The sequence below is a fragment of the Pseudomonas sp. GD04091 genome, assembly GCF_029836165.1.
Taxonomy (GTDB): domain Bacteria; phylum Pseudomonadota; class Gammaproteobacteria; order Pseudomonadales; family Pseudomonadaceae; genus Aquipseudomonas.
Map to the genome: position 1 here is coordinate 14,077 of NZ_JAOEBG010000025.1, position 22,561 is coordinate 36,637.

Sequence of the window (22,561 nt, forward strand, 5' to 3'; positions counted from 1 at the left end):
GTTTAGGCGATCCGCGAAACAATCGACAACTGTCACTTTTAACAGGTGGCGGCTATAGACAGCGCAGTTATGAGTGCTATAGCTTTAATGGCTTGATTTAATAAGAAACTTGTAATATCGCTGTTGCCCAATTCGTTTACGCGCGCCCGCGCACGAGGAACTCCATGAGCGAACCCGGACAAAAGCTGCGCCTTGGCGCGCTGATCGCGCTGGTGGTCGGCTCGATGATCGGTGGCGGGATCTTCTCGTTGCCGCAGAACATGGCCGCGCGTGCCGATGTCGGCGCGGTGCTGATCGGCTGGGGCATCACCGCGGTGGGCATGCTGGCGCTGGCCTTCGTCTTCCAGACCCTGGCCAACCGCAAGCCCGAACTGGATTCGGGGGTCTATGCCTATGCCAAGGCCGGGTTCGGCGACTACATGGGATTCTCTTCGGCCTGGGGTTACTGGATCAGCGCCTGGCTGGGCAACGTCGGCTATTTCGTGCTGTTGTTCAGTACCCTGGGTTTCTACTTCCCAGTGTTTGGCGAAGGCAACACGCCGGTGGCCATCGGCTGCGCCTCGCTGCTGCTGTGGGCGGTGCATTTCCTGGTATTGCGCGGAATCAAGGAGGCGGCGTTCATCAACCAGGTGACCACCGTGGCCAAGGTCGTGCCGTTGCTGATCTTCATCGTGATCGCCGCCGTGGCCTTTCGCGCCGATATCTTCACCCGCGATATCTGGGGCCTGAGCAATCCACAGTTCGGCAGCGTGCTGGAGCAGGTGCGCAACATGATGCTGGTGACGGTGTTCGTGTTCATCGGTATCGAGGGCGCCAGTGTCTACTCGGGGCGCGCGCTGCGTCGTTCGGATGTGGGCAAGGCCACCGTGATCGGCTTTCTCGGCGTGCTGGCGCTGCTGGTGCTGGTCAACGTGCTGTCGCTGGGGGTGATGACCCAGCCGGAACTGGCGGGACTGCAGAACCCTTCGCTGGCGTCGGTGCTCGAGCATATCGTCGGGCCGTGGGGGGCGTTGCTGATCAGCATCGGCCTGGCGGTGTCGCTGCTGGGCGCCTTGTTGTCGTGGGCGCTGCTGTGCGCGGAGATTCTCTTCGCCACGGCTCGTGACAAGACCATGCCGCGCTTCCTAGCGCGGGAGAACGCCAACCAGGTACCGGCCAACGCCCTGTGGCTGACCAATGTGATGATCCAGGGGTTCCTGCTGATCACGCTGTTTTCGGCGGGCACCTATACCAGCCTGATCTACCTGGCGTCGTCGATGATCCTGGTGCCGTATTTCTGGTCGGCGGCCTACGCTGTGCTGCTGGTCGTGCGTGGCGAGGGCTATCAGGGGCAGGCGGACGTGCGGCGCAAGGATCTGCTGGTGGCGGGGGTTGCCCTGTTGTATGCCATCTGGCTGCTGTATGCCGGCGGACTCAAGTATGTGTTGCTGTCGGCATTGCTCTATGCCCCCGGGGTGATCCTGTTCGCCCGGGCCAAGCGCGAGCAGGGACAGGTATTGTTCACACGCTGGGAGCGGCTGATATTCGCTGCCGTGCTGGCCGGGGCGGGGTTGGCGGCATACGCGTTGTATTCGGGGTTGTTGAGTCTCTAGAGCATCGCGGTTGATCCGTTACCACCGCGCCTGCGCCGAGCCCAGTTGCGATGCTCCTCGTTCCCAGCCCATCAACGCTTCGCCCACTTTCAACGGCCCGCTGATTCGCTGGGCTTCGCCCCAGGCCGTGCGTTCGATGGTGGGGGCGAGATCCTCGGGTGACTCCGCCGCCAACGGCAGGTCTTCCTCCATCGTCCCTCGCTCGACCAGCAACTTCGCGGTCCGCGCCAGCGACAATCGGGCCCGGCAGCCCATGCCGCTGCGCAGTCGCTCGCCCAGCGCCCGGATTGCCTCGGCGGCCATCAGATACCCCGTGGCATGATCCAGCGCCTGCACCGGCAATGGCACTGGCCGGTCCGTCTGCCGCCAACGCATGCCTTCGCGGGCGATGCCGGTGCTCATCTGCACCAGGCTGTCGAAACCGCGCCGATCCCGCCAGGGGCCGCTCCAGCCGTAGGCATTGAGGCTTACATCGATCAGCCCGGGGTTGAGCCGGCGGCGTTGTTGCGCGCCGAGCCCCAGGTGCTCGAGGGCATCGGCGCGGTAGCCGTGAACCAGCACATCGGCCTCGGCCAGCAGCTGCAGGAAAATCCGCTTGCCGTCGGTTGTACGCAGGTCAAGGCGTGCACAGCGTTTTCCCAGCGTGACTTCGGCGGCGACCGCCGGCTCTTCCCAGTCGGGCGGGTCGAGGCGCAGCACATCGGCGCCAAAACCGGCCAGCAGGCGCGTGGCAATCGGGCCCGCGAGAATGCGGGTGAGGTCGAGCACCTTGATCCCGCGAAGCGGCCTGGCCTCGCTGCCTTGCCAGGCAAGCGGCGCGCCCGTGTGAGGTTCGCGCAGGATCAGCGGCTCGCGATTCACCGCCTGGCCTTGAGGATGAGCGCACCACTCCTGCCAACCCCGCATCCGCGCCGCGCAGCCACCGTTGGCGACGATGGCGCTTTCCAGCGTGTCGGCATCCCATGCGAGCACGTGGCTGGCCACGCTGGCCCGGTCGGCAGGGCAGTCCAGCACCTGCAAGGCTGCGGCGCGATGATGGGGGGCATTGGTGTGCAGGCGTATCCAGCCATCCCGGGCCTTGTAGTCGCCGGCGATGGCGTCCCACAACGGCGGTGGCTCCCAGCCCAGGGGGCGCAGGCTGGTGCCGAACCAGAACGACGCCAGGCGGCGGTCGACGCTGACTTGCGGGCCGTTGCGCAGCTGGCCTTGCAGCAGGTCGGCCAGGGCCAGGCCGCAGGCCGCGAAACTGGCCGAGGCCAGGCCGGTGACGGCGAACGCGCAGGGCAGGGCGCCGATACCGTGCCAGCGCACGGCAGCGGCGTCGAGTGTCAGGGCGTGGGCAATGGTGTCGAGCAACGGCCGCATGCAGGGTCCTCCTGAGAGGATCCCATTGCAGTACATCTGGCGCCGTGACGCAAATGAATCAACCTTGCAGTTCGACGGAACCTCGTGGGGTCGGGCGTTCCGGGCGCGACCAGATCCACAGGTTGCCCAGGGTCATGCCGCCGATGGCGAGGAACACCGGCCAGCGGTGTTCGAGGAACGTCAGCATCAGGCCGGCGCACAGCAGCATGCTGAGGGTCGCGCTGACCTTGGCGCGGCGTTGGATCACCTTGCCGTTGCGCCAGTTGTACAGGATCGGCCCGAACAGGCGATGGTTCTCCAGCCAGGCCGACAGGCGCGGCGAGCTGCGGGTGGCGGCCCAGGCGGCAAGGAGGATGAATTCGGTGGTGGGCAGACCGGGGATGACGATGGCCACGAGGCCTATCCCCAGGCTGACGTAGGCGAGGATCGCATAGAGCAGGCGGGACAGTTTCGAGCGGGCGATTCGGGTCATGGTCTCACTGCAACGATGTGGCCGCCCGCAGGCGGCCGGGGTAAAGCGTGTCAGGCCAGCGCGGCGTCGGTGGCGTAGGCGTGCTTGAGCAGCTCGGTGAAGCGCTCGAAGGCGGCGACCGCGCCACGCTCGGCGGCGGCGTCTTCCTCGGGCGACAGTTCCAGGCTGTCCAGGATACGGGTGAACTGCTTCCAGCCTTCGGCGCGGCCACCGGCCGGCTCGCCCAGGTGACGGGCACCGAAGGTCTCGGACAGTTCCAGGGCCACGGCACGCTTGATCAGGAACGCGGCGCCCAGTTTGGAGCCTTCGGAGACGAAGATCCAGCCCAGGGCCTCGCCCAGGCTCGGGTTCTGCAGGGCGCCGGCGAACGGCGCGGGCACTTCGGTGTCGAGGTCGGCCAGGTCCAGGCGGGCCTGTTCGGCGCGGCAGCGCTCGGCCAGGTCAGGGACGATGGCGATCAGCTGCGGGTCGGTGTACAGCGCTTGCAGTTCGGACTGGAACAGGTACTGGGCAACCACGAAGCGGGCGAAGCTTTCGCGACTGTCGAACGGCTTGTGCGACTTGACCAGGGCGTCGAGCTCGGTGTGCGGGGCGTGGGTGACCTGGTTCAGGCGCTGGGAGCGCAGGGCGGCGCGTTCGGTGGACGAGGCGGTCATGGGGGCATCCTTGGGAAATGGGGCTGTCTAGTGACAAGACGAAAGAGAAGACGCAGGACAGTAAAAAAACCTCACCTGCAAAGTGAAATCATTCTCATAGGGCGGTGTCAGGGCCTTCGCGGGGCAAGCCTGCTCCTGCAGGTACCACGCGGGACCTGTGGGAGCGGGCTTGACCCGCGATGGTGGTAAGGCCGATTTCGAGTGATCAGATATCCCATACCAGGTTGATGGCGAAGTTGCGCCCCGGTGCGGTCAGGCGATCCAGGTTGGCCGGTTGGGTGACGGCCGCCTCGCTGACCCCGGTGTTGTTGCCTACGCTGGCGTACTTGCGCACGTCATCCCACTGCCAGTACTTCTTGTCGGTCAGGTTGTACAGACCGCCGTTGATGGTCAGGTCGTCGGTGATCCGGTAGAACCCGGTCAGGTCGAGCACGCCGTAGCCCGGTGTGCGGAACTCCGAGCTGGAGCCGTCGGGGGCGAAGAACTGGGTGTCGTCCACGCGGTTCTTGCGCTTGACCACGGTCCAGCTCAGCTGGGTGCCATAGTCCACCTGCTCGTAGCCCAGGCCGAACACGCCCGTCAGCGGGTTGACGCTGTTGAGGGGTTGGCCGGTGTCGTTGTTTCGGCCATAGGCGTAAGCCACCGAGGCGATGGAGTACAGGCCTTCGGCTGCGCCGAAATGGTCAAGGTTCAGGCGGCCCTTGATTTCCGCGCCCTTGATGGTGGCGTGCTTGATGTTGTTGGCTTGGAATGTCGAGCCCAGGTTGGTGGACTGCACGGCATCTTCGTTGATGAAGTCGCGATACTTGTTGTAGAACACCGCCACATCGAAGTTGCCGGCATCGAAGTTGCCGCGCAGGCCGGTTTCGTAGCTCTTGCTCTTTTCCGGTTCCAGGCTCGAGTTGGGCTCGACCACATAGCCGCCCGCGAGGTTCTCGAAACGCCCGTACAGTGCCTTGGCGGTCGGGGTGCGGAAACCCTCGGCATACTGGCCGTACCAGGTGTAGTGATCATTGAAGGCATAGGTCACGCCGAGCTTGGGCGAAACGCGGTGCCATTTCTTTGCCGAGTCATCCACGTTGCTTGCAGGGGCGGCGGCGCCGTTCTGCAGCCCCAGCAGGTATTCGTCGGTCATGTGCGGGTCAAGCCGGGTGTAGTCGTAACGAAGGCCGGGCAGGAAGGTCCACTGGTTCCAGCGGATTTCGTCCTGGGCGAACAGGCTGTAGGTGTCGACGGTCGGGTCCGGGAAATCACTGACGCGCGCCTGGGTATCGTCCGCGCTGATTTGGCCGATGGCGCGGCAACTTCCGCCAACGTTGAGGCAGATGCCGGTACCACTGCGCGCGCCGGTGATCTTCTCGCGCTTGAGCGTGGTGCCGTAGGTCAGCAGGTGTTCGGTCGCCCCGATGTCGAAGGATTTGTCCAATTGCGCGTCGAACACCCACTGGCGGTCCTTGTAGGTGGTCTGGCGCTCGCGGTCCACCTGCCGGCCGCGCGCGAAGTAGAGCTCTTCGGTGGTCTGGTCGGTTTTGGCGATCTGGTAGTTCAAGCTCCACTTGACGTTATCGGCCAGCAGGCTGTCGAGGCCGAACTGGTGATTGATGCCGAAGCGTTCGCGGGTAACGGTGTCGTTGCCTTGGCGTGCGCGATAGGAGTTCATCGCCGGGAAGCCGGGAATGAACGGACCGCCGACGGCGCTCGGTACACTCTGGTCGCGATCGTCCTTGTAGCGCTCGTACGTCAGGCCCAGTCGTGCGTCATCTGCATAGTTCCAGCCCAGCTTGGCCAGCACGTTGGTGGTGCGCACGTCCTCCGGGTTGGCCTTGCTGCGCGACAGGCCGGTGCCGCCGTGCTCGCCGTACGCGTCGGTTTCGTGGCCGTTGCGCTGGCTCAGGTGCAACAGACCGTCGAAATCGCCTTGGCGCCCCGCGACGGTAGCGGATGTCAGCCAGCTCTCGTCGGCGGAGCTATAGCCGGTCTTCAGGCGTGCGCCGACGTCCTGGCCAGGTTTGATGATGTCTTCGGGGTCGAGGGTGAAGTAGCTGACCGCACCGCCGATGGCGTTGCTGCCATACAGCACCGAAGCGGGGCCTCGCAGGATCTCCACGCGCTTGACGATCTCAGGGTCGACATAGTTGCGCTGGGTCTGTGCATAGGGGCCATAGAAGAAGCTGTCGGGGATCGATACGCCGTCCACCTGGGTCAGGACCCGATCGCCATCGATACCGCGGATGTTGTAGCCGTTCAGGCCGCTGCGCTGGCCGGTGCCGGACACCGACACCCCGGGCTCGTAGCGCACCAGCTGCTTGATGTCGTTGACGTTCTGCCGATCCAGTTGCTCGCGGGTCTGCACGCTGACGGTGCTCGGCACCTGGCTGACGTCCTGGGCGCTGCGGGTGGCGCTGACGGTCATCTGCTGCAGGGCGATGGCGTTGCCGGCGGACTGGCGCTCGAGCACCACGTTGCCGTTGCCGATCTTGCGGTAGCTCAGCCCGGTACCACGCAACAGGCGCTGTAGCGCCGCTTCCGGCGCCAGCGAGCCCTGCACACCGGGCGAGGCGACGCCATCGGCCAGCTCGGCGCTGAAACCGACCTGCCAACCGGTCACCTGGCTGAAGGCGTTGATGGCCTCGACCAGCGGTTGCTGGGCAATGGCGAAGCGGTAGTCACCCATGCGCGGGCTGCTCGCCTGGGCCGGTTCCGCGGCCAGCGCCGGCAGGCTGCAGGCGCCGCTGGCGAGCAATGCCAGGGTCAACAGGGACAATTGCCCGTGACGGCGGGTGGAAGAGGACGGGCGGGTTTGACCTGTGGGCATCGAGAGCGCTCCCTGTCGCGCGAGGGGTTATAGGCAGGTACTTGTTCTCGTTTTCGAACGAGAATCAATCGTATTGGCTATAACGAGACGGGTGACAGGCAGCGATCGCGTAAAAAAACTTTCAGATCAGTTGAGAATCACCAGCGCAGGGTACTCGTGCAGTTGCGCCGAGGTGATATGGGCGAGGGCACGCAGGGTCTCCAGGGGCTGATCGAGGCGGTAGTTGCCGGTGACCGCGACCTGCTCCAGCTCGGCATTGCGGCTGATGATCCAGCCGGGGTAGTAGCGACGGACTTCCGCCAGCACCTGGCTCAGCGGGCAGTTCTCGAACACCAGGCGGCCTTCGACCCAGGCCAGGTCCTTGTGCATGTCCGCCCGCTGGCGTTCGCTGAAACCCTTGGGCCCGACGCTGATGCTGTCGCCGGCGCTGAGGCGGATGCGCTGGTCGCTCGCCGCCTGCAGGTCGACATCGCCGCGTTGCACGCGGACCTGGGCCTCGCCGTCGAGGTAGCGCACGGCGAAGTCGGTGTCGCGCACGCTGGCGCGCAAGGGGCCGGCCCGCACTTCCAACGGTGGCTGGCTGCTGCCGGGTACCTGGAAGTACGCCTCGCCCTGCAGCAGGCGGGCAACCTGGCGGCCGCCCTGCACATCGCTGGCGAAGGCCGAGTTGGTGTTGAGCAGCACCTTGGCGCCATCGTCCAGTTGCAGGCGCTGGCGCTCGCCGACCACGGTGAGGTGATCGGCCTGCAGGCGCACGGGCAGGTTGCCGAAGGTGAACAGCCCGACCAGCAGCACGGCGGCGGTGGCCAGCGGTTTCCAGTGGCTGCGCAGGCGTCCGGCCAGCGAGCGCCGCTGTTGCCGGTGCAGTTGGGAGGCGGCCTGGCGCAGCGGCGTGCCGTTCCATAGCGCTTCGGCCTCGACATAGGCTTCGGCGTTCTCCGGCTCGGCGCCGAGCCAGTGCTCGAAGGCGCGGGTGTCCGCTTCATCGGCGCACTGCAGGCGGACCAGCCAGTCCAGTGCCTCTTCGCGGGCACGGGCGCGGGCGTCAGGCTCGGCGGGTGTCGGGCGCGGGGAGGAATGGTCGGTCACGGGGAATCCTTGCGGCGGCATTTTTCTGCGCATGATCGGCGCAGGCTCGGCGCATGGCAAGGGCTTTGCGCGTGCCGGCGGCGAGCGGTCAGGTCACTGATGACGATCGGCGACGCCCATGCAGATGGCCATGATCAGTTTCAGCTCCTTCTGCACGGTGCTGGCCGATACCTGCAACTGCTCGGCAATTTCCAGGTAGCTGGCGCCGTGCAGGCGGCTGAGGATGAAGATGCGCTGCTGACGTGCGGTCAACTGGCCGAGGCTGACGCTCAGGTGCTTGAGCAACTGCTCGGCGTGGGCGGCGTCCTCGCTGCTGCCAAGCGGTGCGGCGACGTTGTGCAGGACCTGCTCGGGCACGTCGTCCACCAGGGTGCGGGCCTGGACCCTGCGGGCGCGCAGGTGGTCCAGGGCAAGGTTGCGCGCGGTCTGGAACACGAACGGCTCCAGGTGCTCGATGGGGCGTTCGCCCAGGGCACGGGTGACGCGCAGGTAGGTTTCCTGGAGCAGGTCCTCGGCCGTGCTGGGGTTGCCCACCATGCGCTGCAGCGTGCGCAGCAGGGTGAGGCGCTGGGTGAGGAACACTGAGTTGAACCGGGACTGACTCACGGGGAAACCTGGCCATTGTGGGGTGAATGATAATGCTTATCATCCATGCCTCAGGTCAAGCACAGAAATGTCATGAGCAGGTAAAGGTCGAGGTTATTGCACCGAATTGCGCGGGAGCGGGTTTAGCCACTCCCACAGGCACGACACGAAGATTGCGGGCTGCCATGGTCCCGCGGGGGCGATCACTTCGCGTTGAACAATGCCAGGCAGTTATCCAGCATGCGGTTGGAGAAGCCCCACTCGTTGTCGTACCAGGCAAGCACCTTGAGCATGCGCCCGTTGGCCCGGGTGTGATTGGCATCGAAGATCGACGACAGCGGGTTGTGGTTGAAGTCGCACGACACCAGCGGCAGGGCGTTGTAGCCCAGCACACGGGAGTGTCGGCTGGCCTCGAGGAACAGCTGATTGACCTCGTCGGCGCTCGCCTCGCGCTTGAGGTTGACGGTGAGGTCGACCAGCGACACGTTGATCACCGGCACGCGCACGGCCATGCCGGTGAGCTTGCCGGCCAGCTCCGGCAGCACCAGGCCCACCGCCTCGGCGGCGCCGGTCTTGCTCGGGATCATCGACTGGGTAGCCGAGCGCGCGCGGTACGGGTCGCTGTGGTAGACATCGGTGAGCACCTGGTCGTTGGTGTAGGCGTGGATGGTGGTCATCAGGCCCTGTTCGATGCCGAACTCGCGGTGCAGAACCTGGGCGATCGGCGCCAGGCAGTTGGTGGTGCACGAGGCGTTGGAGATGACCTGGTGCGAGGCGCGCAATACATCGTGGTTGACGCCGTAGACCACGGTGGCATCGGCGCCCTTGGCCGGTGCGCTGACGATCACCTTGCCGGCCCCGGCGCTCAGGTGCGCGGCGGCCTTGGCGCGCTCGGTGAACAGCCCGGTGCATTCGAACACCACGTCGATCGCGAGGGTTTTCCAGGGCAGCTCGGCGGGGTTGCGGATGGCGCTGACGGCGATGCGGTCGCCATTGACGGTGAGGCTTTCGTGGTCGGCCTCGACACTGGCGTCGAATGTGCCATGGACGCTGTCGTACTTGAGCAGGTGGGCGTTCATCGCGCTGTCGCCCAGGTCGTTGATGGCGACGACCTGCAGGTCCTGGCGGTAGCCCTGCGTGTACAGTGCGCGCAGGACGTTGCGGCCGATGCGGCCGAATCCATTGATGGCGATGCGTAGGGTCATGACGTTACCTCTGGCAGTCGGGTGAAGCCTGTGGCACAAAGAGTAGCTTCACTGAAACGGTTTTGTTGTTGGAATTACAAGATTATTCAGCGAGAGATAGAAAACAAGCCTTTTTACTGGCAGTATTTTGTTTAAACATACAACGAGTGGTCGGAGCAACCCTTCCTCGAACGCAGCAGGCAGCTTTTCATGGAGCCTAGGTCGCAATCGTTTGGAGGGGAAATGCCCGGTGAAGCCGCCCTTACCGCTAGCCTGGAGTCCAGTACATGCACCCGCGCATCCTTGAGGTCACCGAACGGCTGATCGCCCGCAGCCGCCGCACCCGTGAACGCTACCTTGAGCTGATCCGCGGCGCGGCCAGTGACGGACCCATGCGCGCCAGCCTGCAGTGCGCCAACTTCGCCCATGGCGTGGCCGCTTGCGGTGGTGAGGACAAGCAGACCCTGCGGTTGATGAACGCCGCCAACGTGGCGATCGTCTCGGCCTACAACGACATGCTCTCGGCGCACCAGCCGTACCAGCACTTTCCCGAACAGATCAAGCAGGCTCTGCGCGAGGTCGGCTCGGTCGGCCAGTTCGCCGGCGGCGTGCCGGCCATGTGCGATGGCGTCACCCAGGGCGAGCCGGGTATGGAACTGGCCATCGCCAGCCGCGAAGTGATCGCCATGTCCACGGCCATCGCCCTGTCGCACAACATGTTCGATGCCGCGCTGATGCTGGGCATCTGCGACAAGATCGTGCCTGGCCTGATGATGGGCGCGCTGCGCTTCGGCCACCTGCCGACGATCTTCGTGCCGGGCGGGCCGATGGTCTCGGGCATCTCCAATAAGGAGAAGGCCGATGTGCGCCAGCGCTACGCCGAGGGCAAGGCCACCCGCGAGCAGTTGCTCGAATCGGAAATGAAGAGCTATCACGGCCCCGGCACCTGCACGTTCTATGGCACTGCCAACACCAACCAGCTGGTGATGGAGGTGATGGGCCTGCACCTGCCGGGCGCCTCGTTCGTCAACCCCTACACGCCGCTGCGTGACGCCCTCACCGCCGAAGCCGCGCGCCAGGTCACGCGCATGACCAAGGCCAGCGGCAACTTCATGCCGATCGGCGAGATCGTCGACGAGAAGGCGCTGGTCAACTCGATCGTCGCTCTGCACGCCACCGGCGGCTCGACCAACCACACCCTGCACATTCCGGCCATCGCCCAGGCGGCGGGCATCCAGCTGACCTGGCAGGACATGGCCGACCTGTCCGAGGTGGTGCCGACGCTGTCCCACGTCTATCCCAACGGCAAGGCCGACATCAACCACTTCCAGGCCTCCGGTGGCATGGCCTTCCTCATCCGCGAACTGCTCGATGCCGGCCTGCTGCACGAGGACGTCAACACCGTGGCTGGCCACGGCCTGCGCCGCTACACGCAAGAGCCGTTCCTCGAGGATGGCCGGCTGGTCTGGCGCGAAGGACCGACGGACAGTCTCGACGAAAGCATCCTGCGCCCGGTGGCACGGCCGTTCTCGGCTGAGGGTGGTCTGCGGGTCATGGAAGGCAATCTGGGCCGTGGCGTGATGAAAGTCTCCGCCGTGGCCCCCGAGCACCGGGTGGTCGAGGCGCCGGCCCGGGTGTTCCATGACCAGCAGTCGCTGGCCGATGCGTTCAAGACCGGCGAACTGGAGCGCGATTTCGTCGCCGTGGTGCGCTTCCAGGGGCCGCGTTGCAATGGCATGCCCGAGCTGCACAAGCTGACGCCGTTCCTCGGCGTGCTGCAGGACCGCGGCTTCAAGGTGGCGCTGGTCACCGACGGGCGCATGTCCGGCGCCTCGGGCAAGATCCCGGCGGCCATCCACGTGTGTCCGGAGGCTTTCGACGGTGGCCCGCTGGCACGGGTGCGCGATGGTGATATCGTGCGCGTCGATGGTGTCGAAGGCACATTGCGGATCATGGTCCCGGCCGAGGAGCTGGCCAGCCGTGAACTGCCCGCAGCGCCCACGGGCAACGACCTGGGCTGCGGACGCGAGCTGTTCGGCTTCATGCGGGTGGCGTTCAGCTCGGCCGAACAGGGGGCGAGCGCCTTCACCTCGGCCCTGGAGAAACTCGAATGAAGGCATTGCTGGTCGGCGACATCGGTGGCACCAACGCGCGCTTCGCCTTGTGGCGCAACCATGAGCTGCAGGCGGTGCAGGTGCTGGCCACTGCCGACTACACCAGCCCCGAGCAGGCCATCGAGGCCTATCTGGCCGACCAGGGCATCGCCCGTGGCGGCCTGGCGGCGGTGTGCCTGGCGGTGGCCGGGCCGGTGGACGGCGACGAGTTCCGCTTTACCAACAACCATTGGCGCCTGAGTCGCAGTGCGTTCTGCCAGACGCTGCAGGTCGAGCGCCTGTTGCTGATCAATGATTTTTCCGCCATGGCCCTGGGCATGACCCGCCTGCGCGAAGGTGAATTCCGCGAGGTCTGCGCCGGCCAGGCCGATCCGTCGCGCCCGGCGCTGGTGATCGGCCCGGGTACTGGCCTGGGCGTGGGCAGCCTGCTGCGCCTGGGCGATCACTGGCTGGCGCTGCCGGGGGAGGGCGGCCATGTCGACCTGCCGGTGGGCAACGCCCGCGAGGCGGCGATCCATCAGGAGATTCATCGACAGATCGGCCATGTCAGCGCCGAGACGGTGCTCAGCGGCGGTGGGCTGATACGGCTGTACCAGGCCATTTGTGCGCTCGATGGCGGCACGCCGACACACAAGACCCCGGCGCAGATCACCGACGCGGCGTTGGCCGGCGAGCCCCGGGCATTGGCGGTGGTCGAGCAGTTCTGCCGGTTCCTCGGGCGGGTGGCGGGCAACAACGTTCTCACGCTCGGCGCGCGGGGCGGGGTGTACATTGTCGGTGGGGTGATTCCGCGTTTCGCCGAGCTGTTCCTGCGCAGTGGGTTTGCCGCGAGCTTCGCCGACAAGGGGTGTATGAGCGGCTATTTCGCCGGGGTGCCGGTGTGGCTGGTGACGGCGGAGTTCTCCGGGTTGCTGGGGGCCGGGGTGGCCTTGCAGCAGGCGCTGGATCACTGATCGTCGGGGCCGCAACGCAGCCCCCACAGCAGACAGCAAGATCTGCGTTTACAAGAGGACTGACCATTGTGAGCACTGCCGGCAAATCGATCCTGATGGTCGACGACGACCAGGACATCCGCGAACTGTTGCAGACCTACCTCGCCCGTTGCGGCCTGCATGTGCACGCCGAACCCGATGGCCAGGGCTTTCGTCGTGCCCTGGACGCCAATCCCTACGACCTGGTGATCCTCGACGTGATGCTGCCCGACGAAGACGGCTTCAGCCTGTGTCGCTGGATACGCCAGCACCCGCGTCAGGCACGGGTGCCGATCATCATGCTTACCGCCAGTTCCGATGAAGCCGACCGGGTCATCGGCCTGGAGCTGGGCGCCGACGACTACCTCGGCAAACCCTTCAGCCCGCGTGAGCTGCAGGCCCGGATCAAGGCCTTGCTGCGTCGCGCCGACTTCGGCCAGGCGGCGCCGGCCAACGCCGTGCTGGCCTTCGACGACTGGCGCCTGGACACGGTCAGCCACCGCCTGTTCCACCGCGATGGTGAAGAGGTGATTCTTTCCGGCGCCGACTTCGCCCTGCTCAAGCTGTTCCTCGACAATCCGCAGCAGATCCTCGACCGCGACACCATCGGCAACGCCACCCGCGGCCGCGAGCCGATGCCGCTGGACCGCATCGTCGACATGGCGGTCAGCCGCCTGCGCCAGCGCCTGCGCGACACGGAAAAGCCCCCCCGGCTGATCCGCACCGTGCGCGGCAGCGGTTACCTGCTGGCGGCCCATGTCTGCCCGGCCTAGCGAGCGCCGCTGGCGCCTGCTGCCGCGCTCTCTGTTGGGGCGCATGCTGCTGCTGACCCTGCTGGTGGTGCTGCTGGCACAGGGGCTGTCGAGCCTGATCTGGGTGGCGCAGCTGCGTGCCAGCCAGCTGCAGGGGCTGCGCGCCAGTGCCGGCAGCCTGGCCCATTCGATGAGCGCCAGCGTCAGCTACTTCCGTTCGCTGCCGGTGGCCTACCGGCCCATGGTTCTCGACCAGTTGCGCAGTATGGGCGGGACGCGATTCTTCGTGTCGCTCAACGTCAAGCCACTGGATATGCCGGTGTTGCCCGTCACCCCGCGCAAGCGGGCGGTGATCGAGGTGTTCCAGCAGGTGTTGCACGAGCGGCTGGGCCAGCAGATGGAGATCTCCGTCGAGTTCGTCAGCCCGGACGACCTGCGAATCTTCAACAGTGGCCTGAAGCTCGACGAGTTGCCCCGTTCGTGGGCGCACTACTCGCTGACCCTGGAGCCGCTCAACCCGCCGGTGCTGGTGACCCAGATCCGCCTGGGCGAAGGGGAGTGGCTGTACATCGCCTCCCTGCTGCCCGAGCCGTACACCAGCCTCGAAGCTGAACGCCTGCCACGCCAGCAGATCGGCTTCATCGCCATGACCACTGCCCTGTTGCTGTTGTTCATCGGCCTGCTGGTGCACTGGCAGAGCCGGCCGCTCAAGCGCCTGGCGCGTGTGGCGCGGGAGATGTCGCTGGGTGCCGACGTGCCGCCGGTGGCCGAGGGCGGCGGCAGCGAGGTGGTCGAGGTGGGGCGGGCGTTCAACAGCATGCGCGAGCGCATCAGCCGTTACCTCACCGAGCGCTCGCAGTTGTTCAGTGCCATCTCCCATGACCTGCGCACGCCGATCACGCGGCTGCGCCTGCGGGTCGAGCTGCTCGAGGACGAGAAGCTGCAAGCGAAGTTCAGCCGCGACCTCGATGAGTTGGAACTGCTGGTCAAGGGCGCGCTGCAGTGCGTGAAGGACACCGACATTCACGAGAATATCGAGCCGATCGACCTCAACCAGGTGCTGGAGATGCTGGCCGAACCCTACCTGGGAGACGGACGCATCACCCTTGAGGGGCAGGCGCTGGCGCCTTATCCGGGCAAATCGCTGGCGTTGCGCCGCTGCATCGGCAACCTGATCGACAACGCCATCAAGTACGGCGAGCGGGCGCATCTGCGGATTCTCGACAGCGCCGAGAGCTTCGTGCTGCAGGTCGATGACCAGGGGCCCGGAGTGCCTGAGCAGCGCCTGGAACAGGTGTTCGAGCCGCACTTCCGGCTGGCCGGGCAGCAACAGGGGTACGGGCTGGGATTGGGTATCGCGCGCAACATCGCCCATAGCCACGGCGGCGAGGTGAGTCTGCTGAACCTGCGCGAGGGTGGGTTGCGGGTGACCTTGTACCTGCCTCGTACAGCCGAGTGACGCGATCCGTCTGTAGGAGCGGCCTTGTGTCGCGAAAGGGCTGCGAAGCAGCCCCAGCAATTTCAGTATCTGCGCCGAAGCCCTGGGGCCGCTCTGCGGCCCTTTCGCGACACAAGGCCGCTCCTACAGGGGGCTGATGTCACTGCATGGTGACAATTCGCGAGGCCTTCGTGACATGCCAGCCAGGACGGCTGACTAGAATCGGCTGACAACAACAAGGAAGACACGGCCATGGCCAACCGCTGGATCGACTCCCCGACACACCATGCCTGGCTCGGCGCCGAGGCCCTGCGTCTGCTCGCCTTTGCCAGTGCCTCGCGCCTGCCCCAGGGCTTCGGCAACCTCGATGACGAAGGCCGGCTGCCGCGTTGCGCCCTGGCCGAGACCATGAACACCGCCCGCATGACCCACAGCTTCGCCCTGGCGCACATCCAGGGTGTCCCGGGCTGTCGTGAGCTGGTCGAGCATGGGGTCGCCGCCCTGCAAGGCCCGCTGCGCGACCCGGAGCATGACGGCTGGTACGCGCATCCCGAAGGTCATGGCGGCAGCGGCAAGGCCGCCTACCTGCATGCCTTCGTCGCCCTGGCGGCCAGCTCGGCGCTGGTGGCGGGCAGCGCTGCGGCGCAGGCGTTGCTGGACGACGTGATCGCGCTCATCGAGCAGCGGTTCTGGTGCGAGGAAGAGGGGGCCTTGCGTGAGTCTTTCTCCCGCGACTGGCAGCAGGTCGAGGCGTATCGTGGCGCCAACAGCAACATGCATGGCGTCGAGGCCTTCCTCGCCCTGGCCGACGTGACCGGCGACACCTTGTGGCTGCGGCGAGCCCAGAGGATCGTCGAGCGGCTGATTCTCACCCAGGCCGCCGCTGACGGCTTCAGGGTCACCGAGCATTTCGATGCGCACTGGCAGGCGCTGCGGGACTACAACCGCGACAATCCCGCCGATGGCTTCCGCCCTTATGGCACCACGCCTGGCCATGCCTTCGAATGGGCGCGCCTGGTGCTGCATCTGGAAGCGGCCTTGCAACGGGCGCAACTGCCTGCGCCGGAGGGGCTGCTGGTGGCCGCCAAGGGGCTGTTCGACAGCGCCTGCCGCCATGCCTGGCAAGCCGACGGCGCGCCGGGTCTGGTCTACACCCTCGACTGGCACGATCGTCCGGTGGTGCGCGAGCGCCTGCACTGGGTGCATGCCGAAGCGTGCGCCAGTGCCGCGGCCCTGCTGCGGCGCACCGGCGAGACGCAATACGAGCAGTGGTACCGCTGCTTCTGGGACTTCATCGCCAGTCATTTCATCGACCGCGCGCGCGGCAGCTGGCACCACGAACTGGACCCCGCCTTGCTGCCCAGTGCCCGCATCTGGGGTGGCAAGCCCGATCTCTACCACGCCTACCAGGCCTTGCTGTTGCCACGCCTGCCGCTGGCGCCGAGCTTGGCCACGGTCCTGGCTATGTAACCAAACGATGACATTCGCGCATCCGTTCGTTACCTGGCGCCGGGCGCGACCTCCCTACACTCAATGCCATGCAAGCGACAGTCTTGCCTCGCATAACAACAAGAAAGGTATTCCCATGTATTCGACGCTTCGTCTCGCCGCCGCGATTTCTCTCGCCTCCCTGTTCTCTCTCAGCACCCAGGCCGCCGATTCCAAAGGCAGCGTGGAAGTCGTCCATTGGTGGACCTCCGGCGGCGAAAAGGCCGCGGTCGATGTGCTCAAGGCCCAGGTCGAGAAGGACGGCTTCACCTGGAAGGACGGCGCCGTGGCCGGTGGCGGTGGTGCCACCGCGATGACCGTGCTCAAGAGCCGCGCGGTAGCCGGCAACCCGCCTGGGGTGGCGCAGATCAAGGGGCCGGATATCCAGGAGTGGGCATCCACCGGTTTGCTCGATACCGATGTGCTCAAGGACGTGGCCAAGGAAGAGAAGTGGGACTCCTTACTCGACAAGAAAGTCGCCGACACTGTGAAGTACAAGGACAAGGAATCCAAGGAACCACCTAGTTACGTGGCCGTGCCGGTGAACATCCACCGCATCAACTGGCTGTGGATCAACCCGGAGGTGTTCAAGAAGGCCGGCATCGACAAGGCGCCGACCACCCTCGCGCAGTTCTACGCCGCCGGCGACAAGCTCAAGGCCGCTGGCTTCATTGCGCTGGCCCACGGCGGCCAGCCGTGGCAGGACAGCACCGTGTTCGAGAGCGTGGTGCTCTCGGTGATGGGCGTCGAAGGTTACAAGAAGGCCTTGGTCGACTTGGACGAAAAGGCCCTGACCGGCCCTGAAATGGTCAAGGCGCTCACCGAGTTGAAGAAAGTCGCCACCTACATGGACCCCGACGGCAAGGGCCAGGACTGGAACCTGGAAGCGGCCAAGGTCATCAATGGCAAGGCCGGCATGCAGATCATGGGCGACTGGGCCAAGAGCGAATGGATCCTGGCGAAGAAGACCGCCGGCAAGGACTACCAGTGCGTAGCCTTCCCCGGTACCGACCAGGCCTTCCTCTACAACATCGACTCGCTGGTGGTGTTCAAGCAGAAGGACAAGGGCACGGCGGCGGGCCAGCAGGACATCGCCCGCAAGGTGCTGGGCGAGGAGTTCCAGAAAGTCTTCAGCACCAACAAGGGCTCGATCCCGGTGCGCAACGACATGCTCGCCGACATGGGCAAGTATGGATTCGACGCCTGCGCCCAGACTGCCGCCAAGGACTTCCTGGCCGACGCCAAGTCCGGCGGCCTGCAACCGAGCATGGCGCACAACATGGCCACCACGCTGGCCGTGCAGGGCGCGTTCTTCGATGTGGTGACCAATTACATCAACGATCCGAAGGCCGACCCGGCCGATGCGGCGAAGAAACTCTACTCGGCGGTGAAGGCGGCTCAGTAGTCCTTGTCTGGCGAGGCTTCCTGTGGGAGCGGCCTTGCCGAGGCGTCGGACCGGTCGGAAAGGACCGCGTAGCGGTCCCGGAACCCAGCAGGACTGACCTTTCCGGCGTAGTTCATCAGGCCCCGGGGCTGCTGCGCAGCCCTTTCGCGACGCAAGGCCGCTCCTACAGGGCGATGTGTCGTTCTCGAAACGAGATCTGAACCATGACCACAGCAACCGCCCGCTTGCGGGCCTCCCCCCTGGACGCGCTGCAGCGCTGGCTACCGAAGCTGGTGCTGGCGCCGAGCATGTTCATCGTCCTGGTGGGGTTCTACGGCTACATCCTGTGGACCTTCGTCCTCTCGTTCACCACCTCGACCTTCCTGCCCACCTACAAGTGGGCGGGCTTGGCGCAGTACGCCCGGCTGTTCGACAACGACCGCTGGTGGGTGGCGAGCAAGAACCTGCTGCTGTTCGGCGGCCTGTTCATCGGCATCACCCTGGCCATCGGCGTGTTTCTCGCCGTGCTGCTCGATCAGCGTATCCGCCGCGAAGGCTTCATCCGCACCATCTACCTGTACCCCATGGCCCTGTCGATGATCGTCACCGGCACCGCCTGGAAGTGGCTGCTCAACCCCGGCATGGGCCTGGACAAGCTACTGCGCGACTGGGGCTGGGAAGGCTTTCGCCTGGACTGGCTGATCGACCCTGACCGCGTGGTCTACTGCCTGGTGATCGCCGCTGTGTGGCAGGCCTCGGGTTTCATCATGGCGATGTTCCTCGCCGGCCTGCGCGGCGTCGACCAGTCGATCATCCGCGCCGCCCAGCTCGATGGCGCCAGCCTGCCGCGCATCTACTGGACCGTGGTACTGCCCAGCCTGCGCCCGGTGTTCTTCAGCTCGCTGATGATCCTTTCGCACATCGCCATCAAGAGCTTCGACCTGGTGGCGGCCATGACCGCCGGCGGCCCGGGCTACTCCTCCGACCTGCCGGCCATGTTCATGTACTCGTTCACCTTCAGCCGCGGGCAGATGGGCATGGGCTCGGCCAGCGCGATCCTGATGCTGGGCGCGATCCTGGCGATCCTCGTGCCTTACCTGTACTCCGAGCTGCGGGGCAAACGCCATGACTAGTCCGATCGACAAACCGGCGCTGAACCTCAGCCGCGTCGCCATCCACGCCGTGCTGCTGCTGGCTGTGCTGCTGTATCTGGTGCCGCTGGTGGTGATGCTGCTGACCAGCTTCAAGACCCCCGAGGACATCGGCAGTGGCAACCTGCTGAGCTGGCCGACCGAGTTCTCCTCCATCGGCTGGAGCAAGGCCTGGGCCACGGTCAACGGCTACTTCGTCAACTCGATCCTGATCACCGTGCCGGCGGTGCTGATCTCCACCGCCATCGGCGCGCTCAACGGCTATGTCCTGTCGATGTGGCGTTTCCGTGGCTCGCAGCTGTTCTTCGGCCTGCTGCTGTTCGGCTGCTTCCTGCCGTTCCAGACCGTGCTGCTGCCGGCCTCGTTCACCCTCGGCAAGCTGGGCCTGGCCAGCACCACCAGCGGCCTGGTGCTGGTACACGTGGTGTACGGGCTGGCGTTCACCACGCTGTTCTTTCGCAACTACTACGTGAGCATCCCCGATGCCCTGGTCAAGGCCGCGCGCCTGGACGGCGCCGGGTTCTTCACCATCTTCGGGCGGATCATCCTGCCGATGTCGACGCCGATCATCATGGTCTGCCTGATCTGGCAGTTCACCCAGATCTGGAACGATTTCCTGTTTGGCGTGGTGTTCTCCAGTGGCGACTCGCAACCGATCACCGTGGCCCTGAACAACCTGGTCAACACCAGCACCGGGGCCAAGGAGTACAACGTCGACATGGCTGCGGCGATGATCGCCGGGCTGCCGACGCTGCTGGTCTACGTGGTCGCGGGCAAGTATTTCGTGCGCGGGCTGACCGCCGGCGCGGTCAAGGGGTAAGTCATGGCAACACTCGAACTTCGCAATGTGAACAAGACCTACGGCGCGGGCCTGCCGGACACGCTCAAGGATATCCAGCTGGCAATCAAGGATGGCGAGTTCCTGATCCTGGTCGGGCCTTCGGGCTGCGGCAAGTCGACGCTGATGAACTGCATCGCCGGCCTGGAAAGCATCAGCGGCGGGGCGATTCTCATCGACGACGAGGACGTCAGTGGCATGAGCCCCAAGGATCGCGACATTGCCATGGTGTTCCAGTCCTACGCGCTGTACCCGACCATGAACGTGCGCGACAACATCGCCTTCGGCCTGAAGATCCGCAAGATGCCCCAGGCGGCCATCGACGAGGAAGTGGCGCGGGTCGCCAAGCTGCTGCAGATCGAGCACCTGCTCGAACGCAAGCCCGGCCAGCTGTCCGGTGGCCAGCAGCAGCGCGTGGCCATGGGTCGGGCGTTGGCGCGGCGGCCGAAGATCTACCTGTTCGACGAGCCGCTGTCGAACCTCGACGCCAAGCTGCGGGTGGAGATGCGCACCGAAATCAAGCTGATGCACCAGCGCCTGAAGACCACCACGGTGTACGTCACCCACGACCAGATCGAGGCGATGACGCTCGGTGACAAGGTGGCGGTGATGAAGGACGGCATCATCCAGCAGTTCGGCACCCCGCAGCAGATCTACAACGATCCGGCCAACCTGTTCGTCGCCAGCTTCATCGGTTCGCCGCCGATGAACTTCATTCCCGTGCGCCTGACCCGGCAAGAGGGGCGGGTGCTGGCGCTGCTCGACAGCGGCCAGGCTCGTTGCGAGTTGCCACTGGGCGTGGCCGCCGCCGAGCTGGAAGGGCGCGAGATCATCCTCGGTGTGCGCCCGGAGCAGATCGCCCTGGGCGCGGCGGAGGGTAACGGCCTGCCGGGCATCCGTGCCGAAGTGCAGGTCACCGAGCCCACCGGGCCGGACCTGCTGGTGTTCGTCACCCTCAACCAGACCAAGGTCTGCTGCCGCCTGGCGCCGGATGTGGCGTGTCGGGTCGGCGACAGCATCAACCTGCAGTTCGACCCGGCGCGGGTGCTGCTGTTCGACGCCAGCAGCGGCGAACGCCTGGACCTTGCCGCTACCGCAGTAAGGGACAACGTGACGCGTTTCAAAGGCCGTTAAGGACGGCGGTCGTACCCTGTGGGAGCGGCCTTGTGTCGCGAAAGGGCTGCAGAGCAGCCCCGGCCATTGTGCGGGATGCGCAGATCCCGGGGCCGCTGCGCAGCCCTCTCGCGACACAAGGCCGCTCCTACAGACGAACGCCGTTAAACCGTTCTGTTAATAACAAGAAAAGAGGACGCAAAGGGATGGAACATCGCAATCGCATCAGGGCACTGGGTTCGCTGACACTGCTGGCCGTGGTCGGCAGCAGCGGCGCCCAGGCCGCCGAAGCTTTCTCGTCGGAATCGAAATGGATGACCGGCGACTGGGGCGGCACCCGCACGGAGCTGCTGGAGAAGGGCTACGACTTCACCCTCGACTATGTCGGCGAAGTGGCTGGCAACCTGCACGGCGGCTACAACGACGACAAGACCGCGCGCTACAGCGACCAGTTCGCCCTGGGCGCGCACCTGGACCTGGAGAAGATCTTCGGTTGGAAGGACACCGAGTTCAAACTGGCGATCACCGAACGCAGCGGTCGCAACCTGTCCAACGACCGCATCAGTGATCCGCGCGCCGGGCAGTTCAGCTCGGTGCAGGAAGTCTGGGGCCGTGGCCAGACCTGGCGACTGACCCAGATGTGGATCAAGCAGAAGTACTTCGATGGCGCGCTGGATGTGAAATTCGGCCGCTTCGGCGAGGGCGAGGACTTCAACAGCTTCCCCTGCGACTTCCAGAACCTGGCCTTCTGCGGCTCGCAGGTGGGCAACTGGGTCGGCGGCATCTGGTACAACTGGCCGGTCAGCCAGTGGGCGCTGCGGGTCAAGTACAACATCACCCCGGAATTCTTCGTCCAGGTCGGTGCCTTCGAGCAGAACCCGTCGAACCTGGAGACCGGCAACGGCTTCAAGCTCAGCGGCAGCGGCACCAAGGGCGCGATCCTGCCGGTGGAGGCGGTGTGGTCGCCGAAGGTCAACGGGCTGCCGGGTGAATACCGGCTGGGCTACTACTACAGCACCGCCAAGGCCGACGATGTGTACGACGACATCAACGGCAACCCACAGGCGCTGACCGGGGCGGCCTTCAAGTCGCACACCAGCAAGCATGGCTGGTGGGTGGTGGCGCAGCAGCAGGTCACCGCCCACGCCGGCGACGTCAACCGTGGCCTGAGCCTGTTCGCCAACTTCACCGTGCACGACAAGGCCACCAACGTGGTCGACAACTACCAGCAGGTCGGCCTGGTCTACAAGGGCGCCTTCGACGCCCGGCCCAAGGACGATATCGGCTTCGGCATCGCCCGCATCCATGTCAACGACGACGTGAAGAAGCGCGCCGAGCTGCTCAACGCCCAGTCCGGCATCAACGACTACGACAACCCAGGCTTCGTGCCGCTGCAGCGCACCGAGTACAACGCCGAGCTCTACTACGGCTTCCACGTCACCAACTGGCTGACCGTGCGGCCCAACCTGCAGTACATCAAGAGCCCGGGTGGCGTGGACGAGGTGGACAACGCACTGGTCGCGGGGTTGAAGATTCAGTCGTCATTCTGAGAAA

18 protein-coding genes are annotated in these 22,561 nt (G+C 65.5%); 11 read left to right on the plus strand and 7 right to left on the minus strand.

Going from position 1 to position 22,561, the window contains the following annotated elements:
* The first annotated feature begins 164 nt into the window (after nt 1-164).
* On the plus strand, nt 165-1,592 hold the full coding sequence (gene arcD / locus N7422_RS22875) for an arginine-ornithine antiporter (RefSeq protein WP_279808673.1): 1,428 nt from the start codon (nt 165-167) through the stop codon (nt 1,590-1,592).
* 18 nt (nt 1,593-1,610) lie between these two features.
* Here arcD and N7422_RS22880 read toward each other — a convergent pair whose 3' ends face one another.
* The 7 genes from N7422_RS22880 to gap all read right to left on the minus strand — a co-directional run bounded on the left by N7422_RS22880 (nt 1,611) and on the right by gap (nt 9,779).
* Nucleotides 1,611-2,957 (minus strand): CoA transferase, encoded by a 1,347-nt coding sequence (locus N7422_RS22880; RefSeq protein ID WP_279808674.1) that lies wholly within the window; start codon nt 2,955-2,957, stop codon nt 1,611-1,613.
* Nucleotides 2,958-3,015: 58 nt separating this feature from the next.
* Entirely contained in the window at nt 3,016-3,429 is a 414-nt protein-coding gene (locus N7422_RS22885) for a YbaN family protein (RefSeq protein WP_279808675.1), read from the minus strand.
* Nucleotides 3,430-3,479: 50 nt separating this feature from the next.
* Nucleotides 3,480-4,085, minus strand: coding sequence for a biliverdin-producing heme oxygenase (locus N7422_RS22890; protein WP_279808676.1), 606 nt, complete (start codon nt 4,083-4,085; stop codon nt 3,480-3,482).
* A 205-nt stretch (nt 4,086-4,290) separates the two neighbouring features.
* Nucleotides 4,291-6,900, minus strand: a complete 2,610-nt coding sequence (locus N7422_RS22895) for a TonB-dependent receptor (RefSeq protein WP_279808677.1) — start codon at nt 6,898-6,900, stop codon at nt 4,291-4,293.
* Between the two features lie 126 nt (nt 6,901-7,026).
* A complete protein-coding gene (locus N7422_RS22900) occupies nt 7,027-7,989 on the minus strand; it encodes a FecR domain-containing protein (protein ID WP_279808678.1) in 963 nt (320 codons plus the stop codon).
* Nucleotides 7,990-8,082: 93 nt separating this feature from the next.
* The gene (locus tag N7422_RS22905) at nt 8,083-8,595 is read right to left on the minus strand and encodes an RNA polymerase sigma factor (protein WP_279808679.1); all 513 of its coding nucleotides are present in this window, start codon (nt 8,593-8,595) and stop codon (nt 8,083-8,085) included.
* A gap of 182 nt (nt 8,596-8,777) precedes the next feature.
* The gene (gene gap / locus N7422_RS22910) at nt 8,778-9,779 is read right to left on the minus strand and encodes a type I glyceraldehyde-3-phosphate dehydrogenase (protein ID WP_279808680.1); all 1,002 of its coding nucleotides are present in this window, start codon (nt 9,777-9,779) and stop codon (nt 8,778-8,780) included.
* A 266-nt stretch (nt 9,780-10,045) separates the two neighbouring features.
* Between gap and edd the strand changes: the two genes are divergently transcribed.
* From edd to N7422_RS22960, 10 genes are all read left to right on the plus strand, one after another.
* Nucleotides 10,046-11,872: a phosphogluconate dehydratase gene (gene edd, locus N7422_RS22915; protein ID WP_279808681.1), complete on the plus strand. Its 1,827-nt coding sequence runs from the start codon at nt 10,046-10,048 to the stop codon at nt 11,870-11,872.
* Nucleotides 11,869-12,825 (plus strand): glucokinase, encoded by a 957-nt coding sequence (locus N7422_RS22920; RefSeq protein WP_279808682.1) that lies wholly within the window; start codon nt 11,869-11,871, stop codon nt 12,823-12,825. The genes edd and N7422_RS22920 overlap by 4 nt, the downstream gene beginning before the upstream one ends.
* Before the next feature lie 68 nt (nt 12,826-12,893).
* The gene (locus tag N7422_RS22925; RefSeq protein WP_279808684.1) at nt 12,894-13,616 is read left to right on the plus strand and encodes a response regulator transcription factor; all 723 of its coding nucleotides are present in this window, start codon (nt 12,894-12,896) and stop codon (nt 13,614-13,616) included.
* The gene (locus tag N7422_RS22930; protein ID WP_279808685.1) at nt 13,600-15,054 is read left to right on the plus strand and encodes an ATP-binding protein; all 1,455 of its coding nucleotides are present in this window, start codon (nt 13,600-13,602) and stop codon (nt 15,052-15,054) included. The genes N7422_RS22925 and N7422_RS22930 overlap by 17 nt, the downstream gene beginning before the upstream one ends.
* A gap of 231 nt (nt 15,055-15,285) precedes the next feature.
* Complete coding sequence (locus N7422_RS22935) at nt 15,286-16,503, plus strand: AGE family epimerase/isomerase (RefSeq protein WP_279808686.1); 1,218 nt, start codon at nt 15,286-15,288, stop codon at nt 16,501-16,503.
* A gap of 115 nt (nt 16,504-16,618) precedes the next feature.
* The gene (locus N7422_RS22940) at nt 16,619-17,926 is read left to right on the plus strand and encodes an ABC transporter substrate-binding protein (protein ID WP_279808687.1); all 1,308 of its coding nucleotides are present in this window, start codon (nt 16,619-16,621) and stop codon (nt 17,924-17,926) included.
* A 203-nt stretch (nt 17,927-18,129) separates the two neighbouring features.
* Nucleotides 18,130-19,038 carry a sugar ABC transporter permease gene (locus N7422_RS22945; protein WP_050704143.1) on the plus strand — a complete coding sequence of 303 codons (909 nt, stop codon included), beginning with the start codon at nt 18,130-18,132 and terminating at the stop codon, nt 19,036-19,038.
* Entirely contained in the window at nt 19,031-19,876 is an 846-nt protein-coding gene (locus N7422_RS22950; protein WP_279808688.1) for a carbohydrate ABC transporter permease, read from the plus strand. Before N7422_RS22945 ends, N7422_RS22950 begins: the two co-directional genes overlap by 8 nt.
* A 3-nt stretch (nt 19,877-19,879) precedes the next feature.
* The gene (ugpC, locus tag N7422_RS22955; RefSeq protein ID WP_279808689.1) at nt 19,880-21,028 is read left to right on the plus strand and encodes a sn-glycerol-3-phosphate ABC transporter ATP-binding protein UgpC; all 1,149 of its coding nucleotides are present in this window, start codon (nt 19,880-19,882) and stop codon (nt 21,026-21,028) included.
* A gap of 185 nt (nt 21,029-21,213) precedes the next feature.
* The gene (locus tag N7422_RS22960; RefSeq protein ID WP_279808690.1) at nt 21,214-22,557 is read left to right on the plus strand and encodes a carbohydrate porin; all 1,344 of its coding nucleotides are present in this window, start codon (nt 21,214-21,216) and stop codon (nt 22,555-22,557) included.
* Nucleotides 22,558-22,561: the final 4 nt, after the last annotated feature.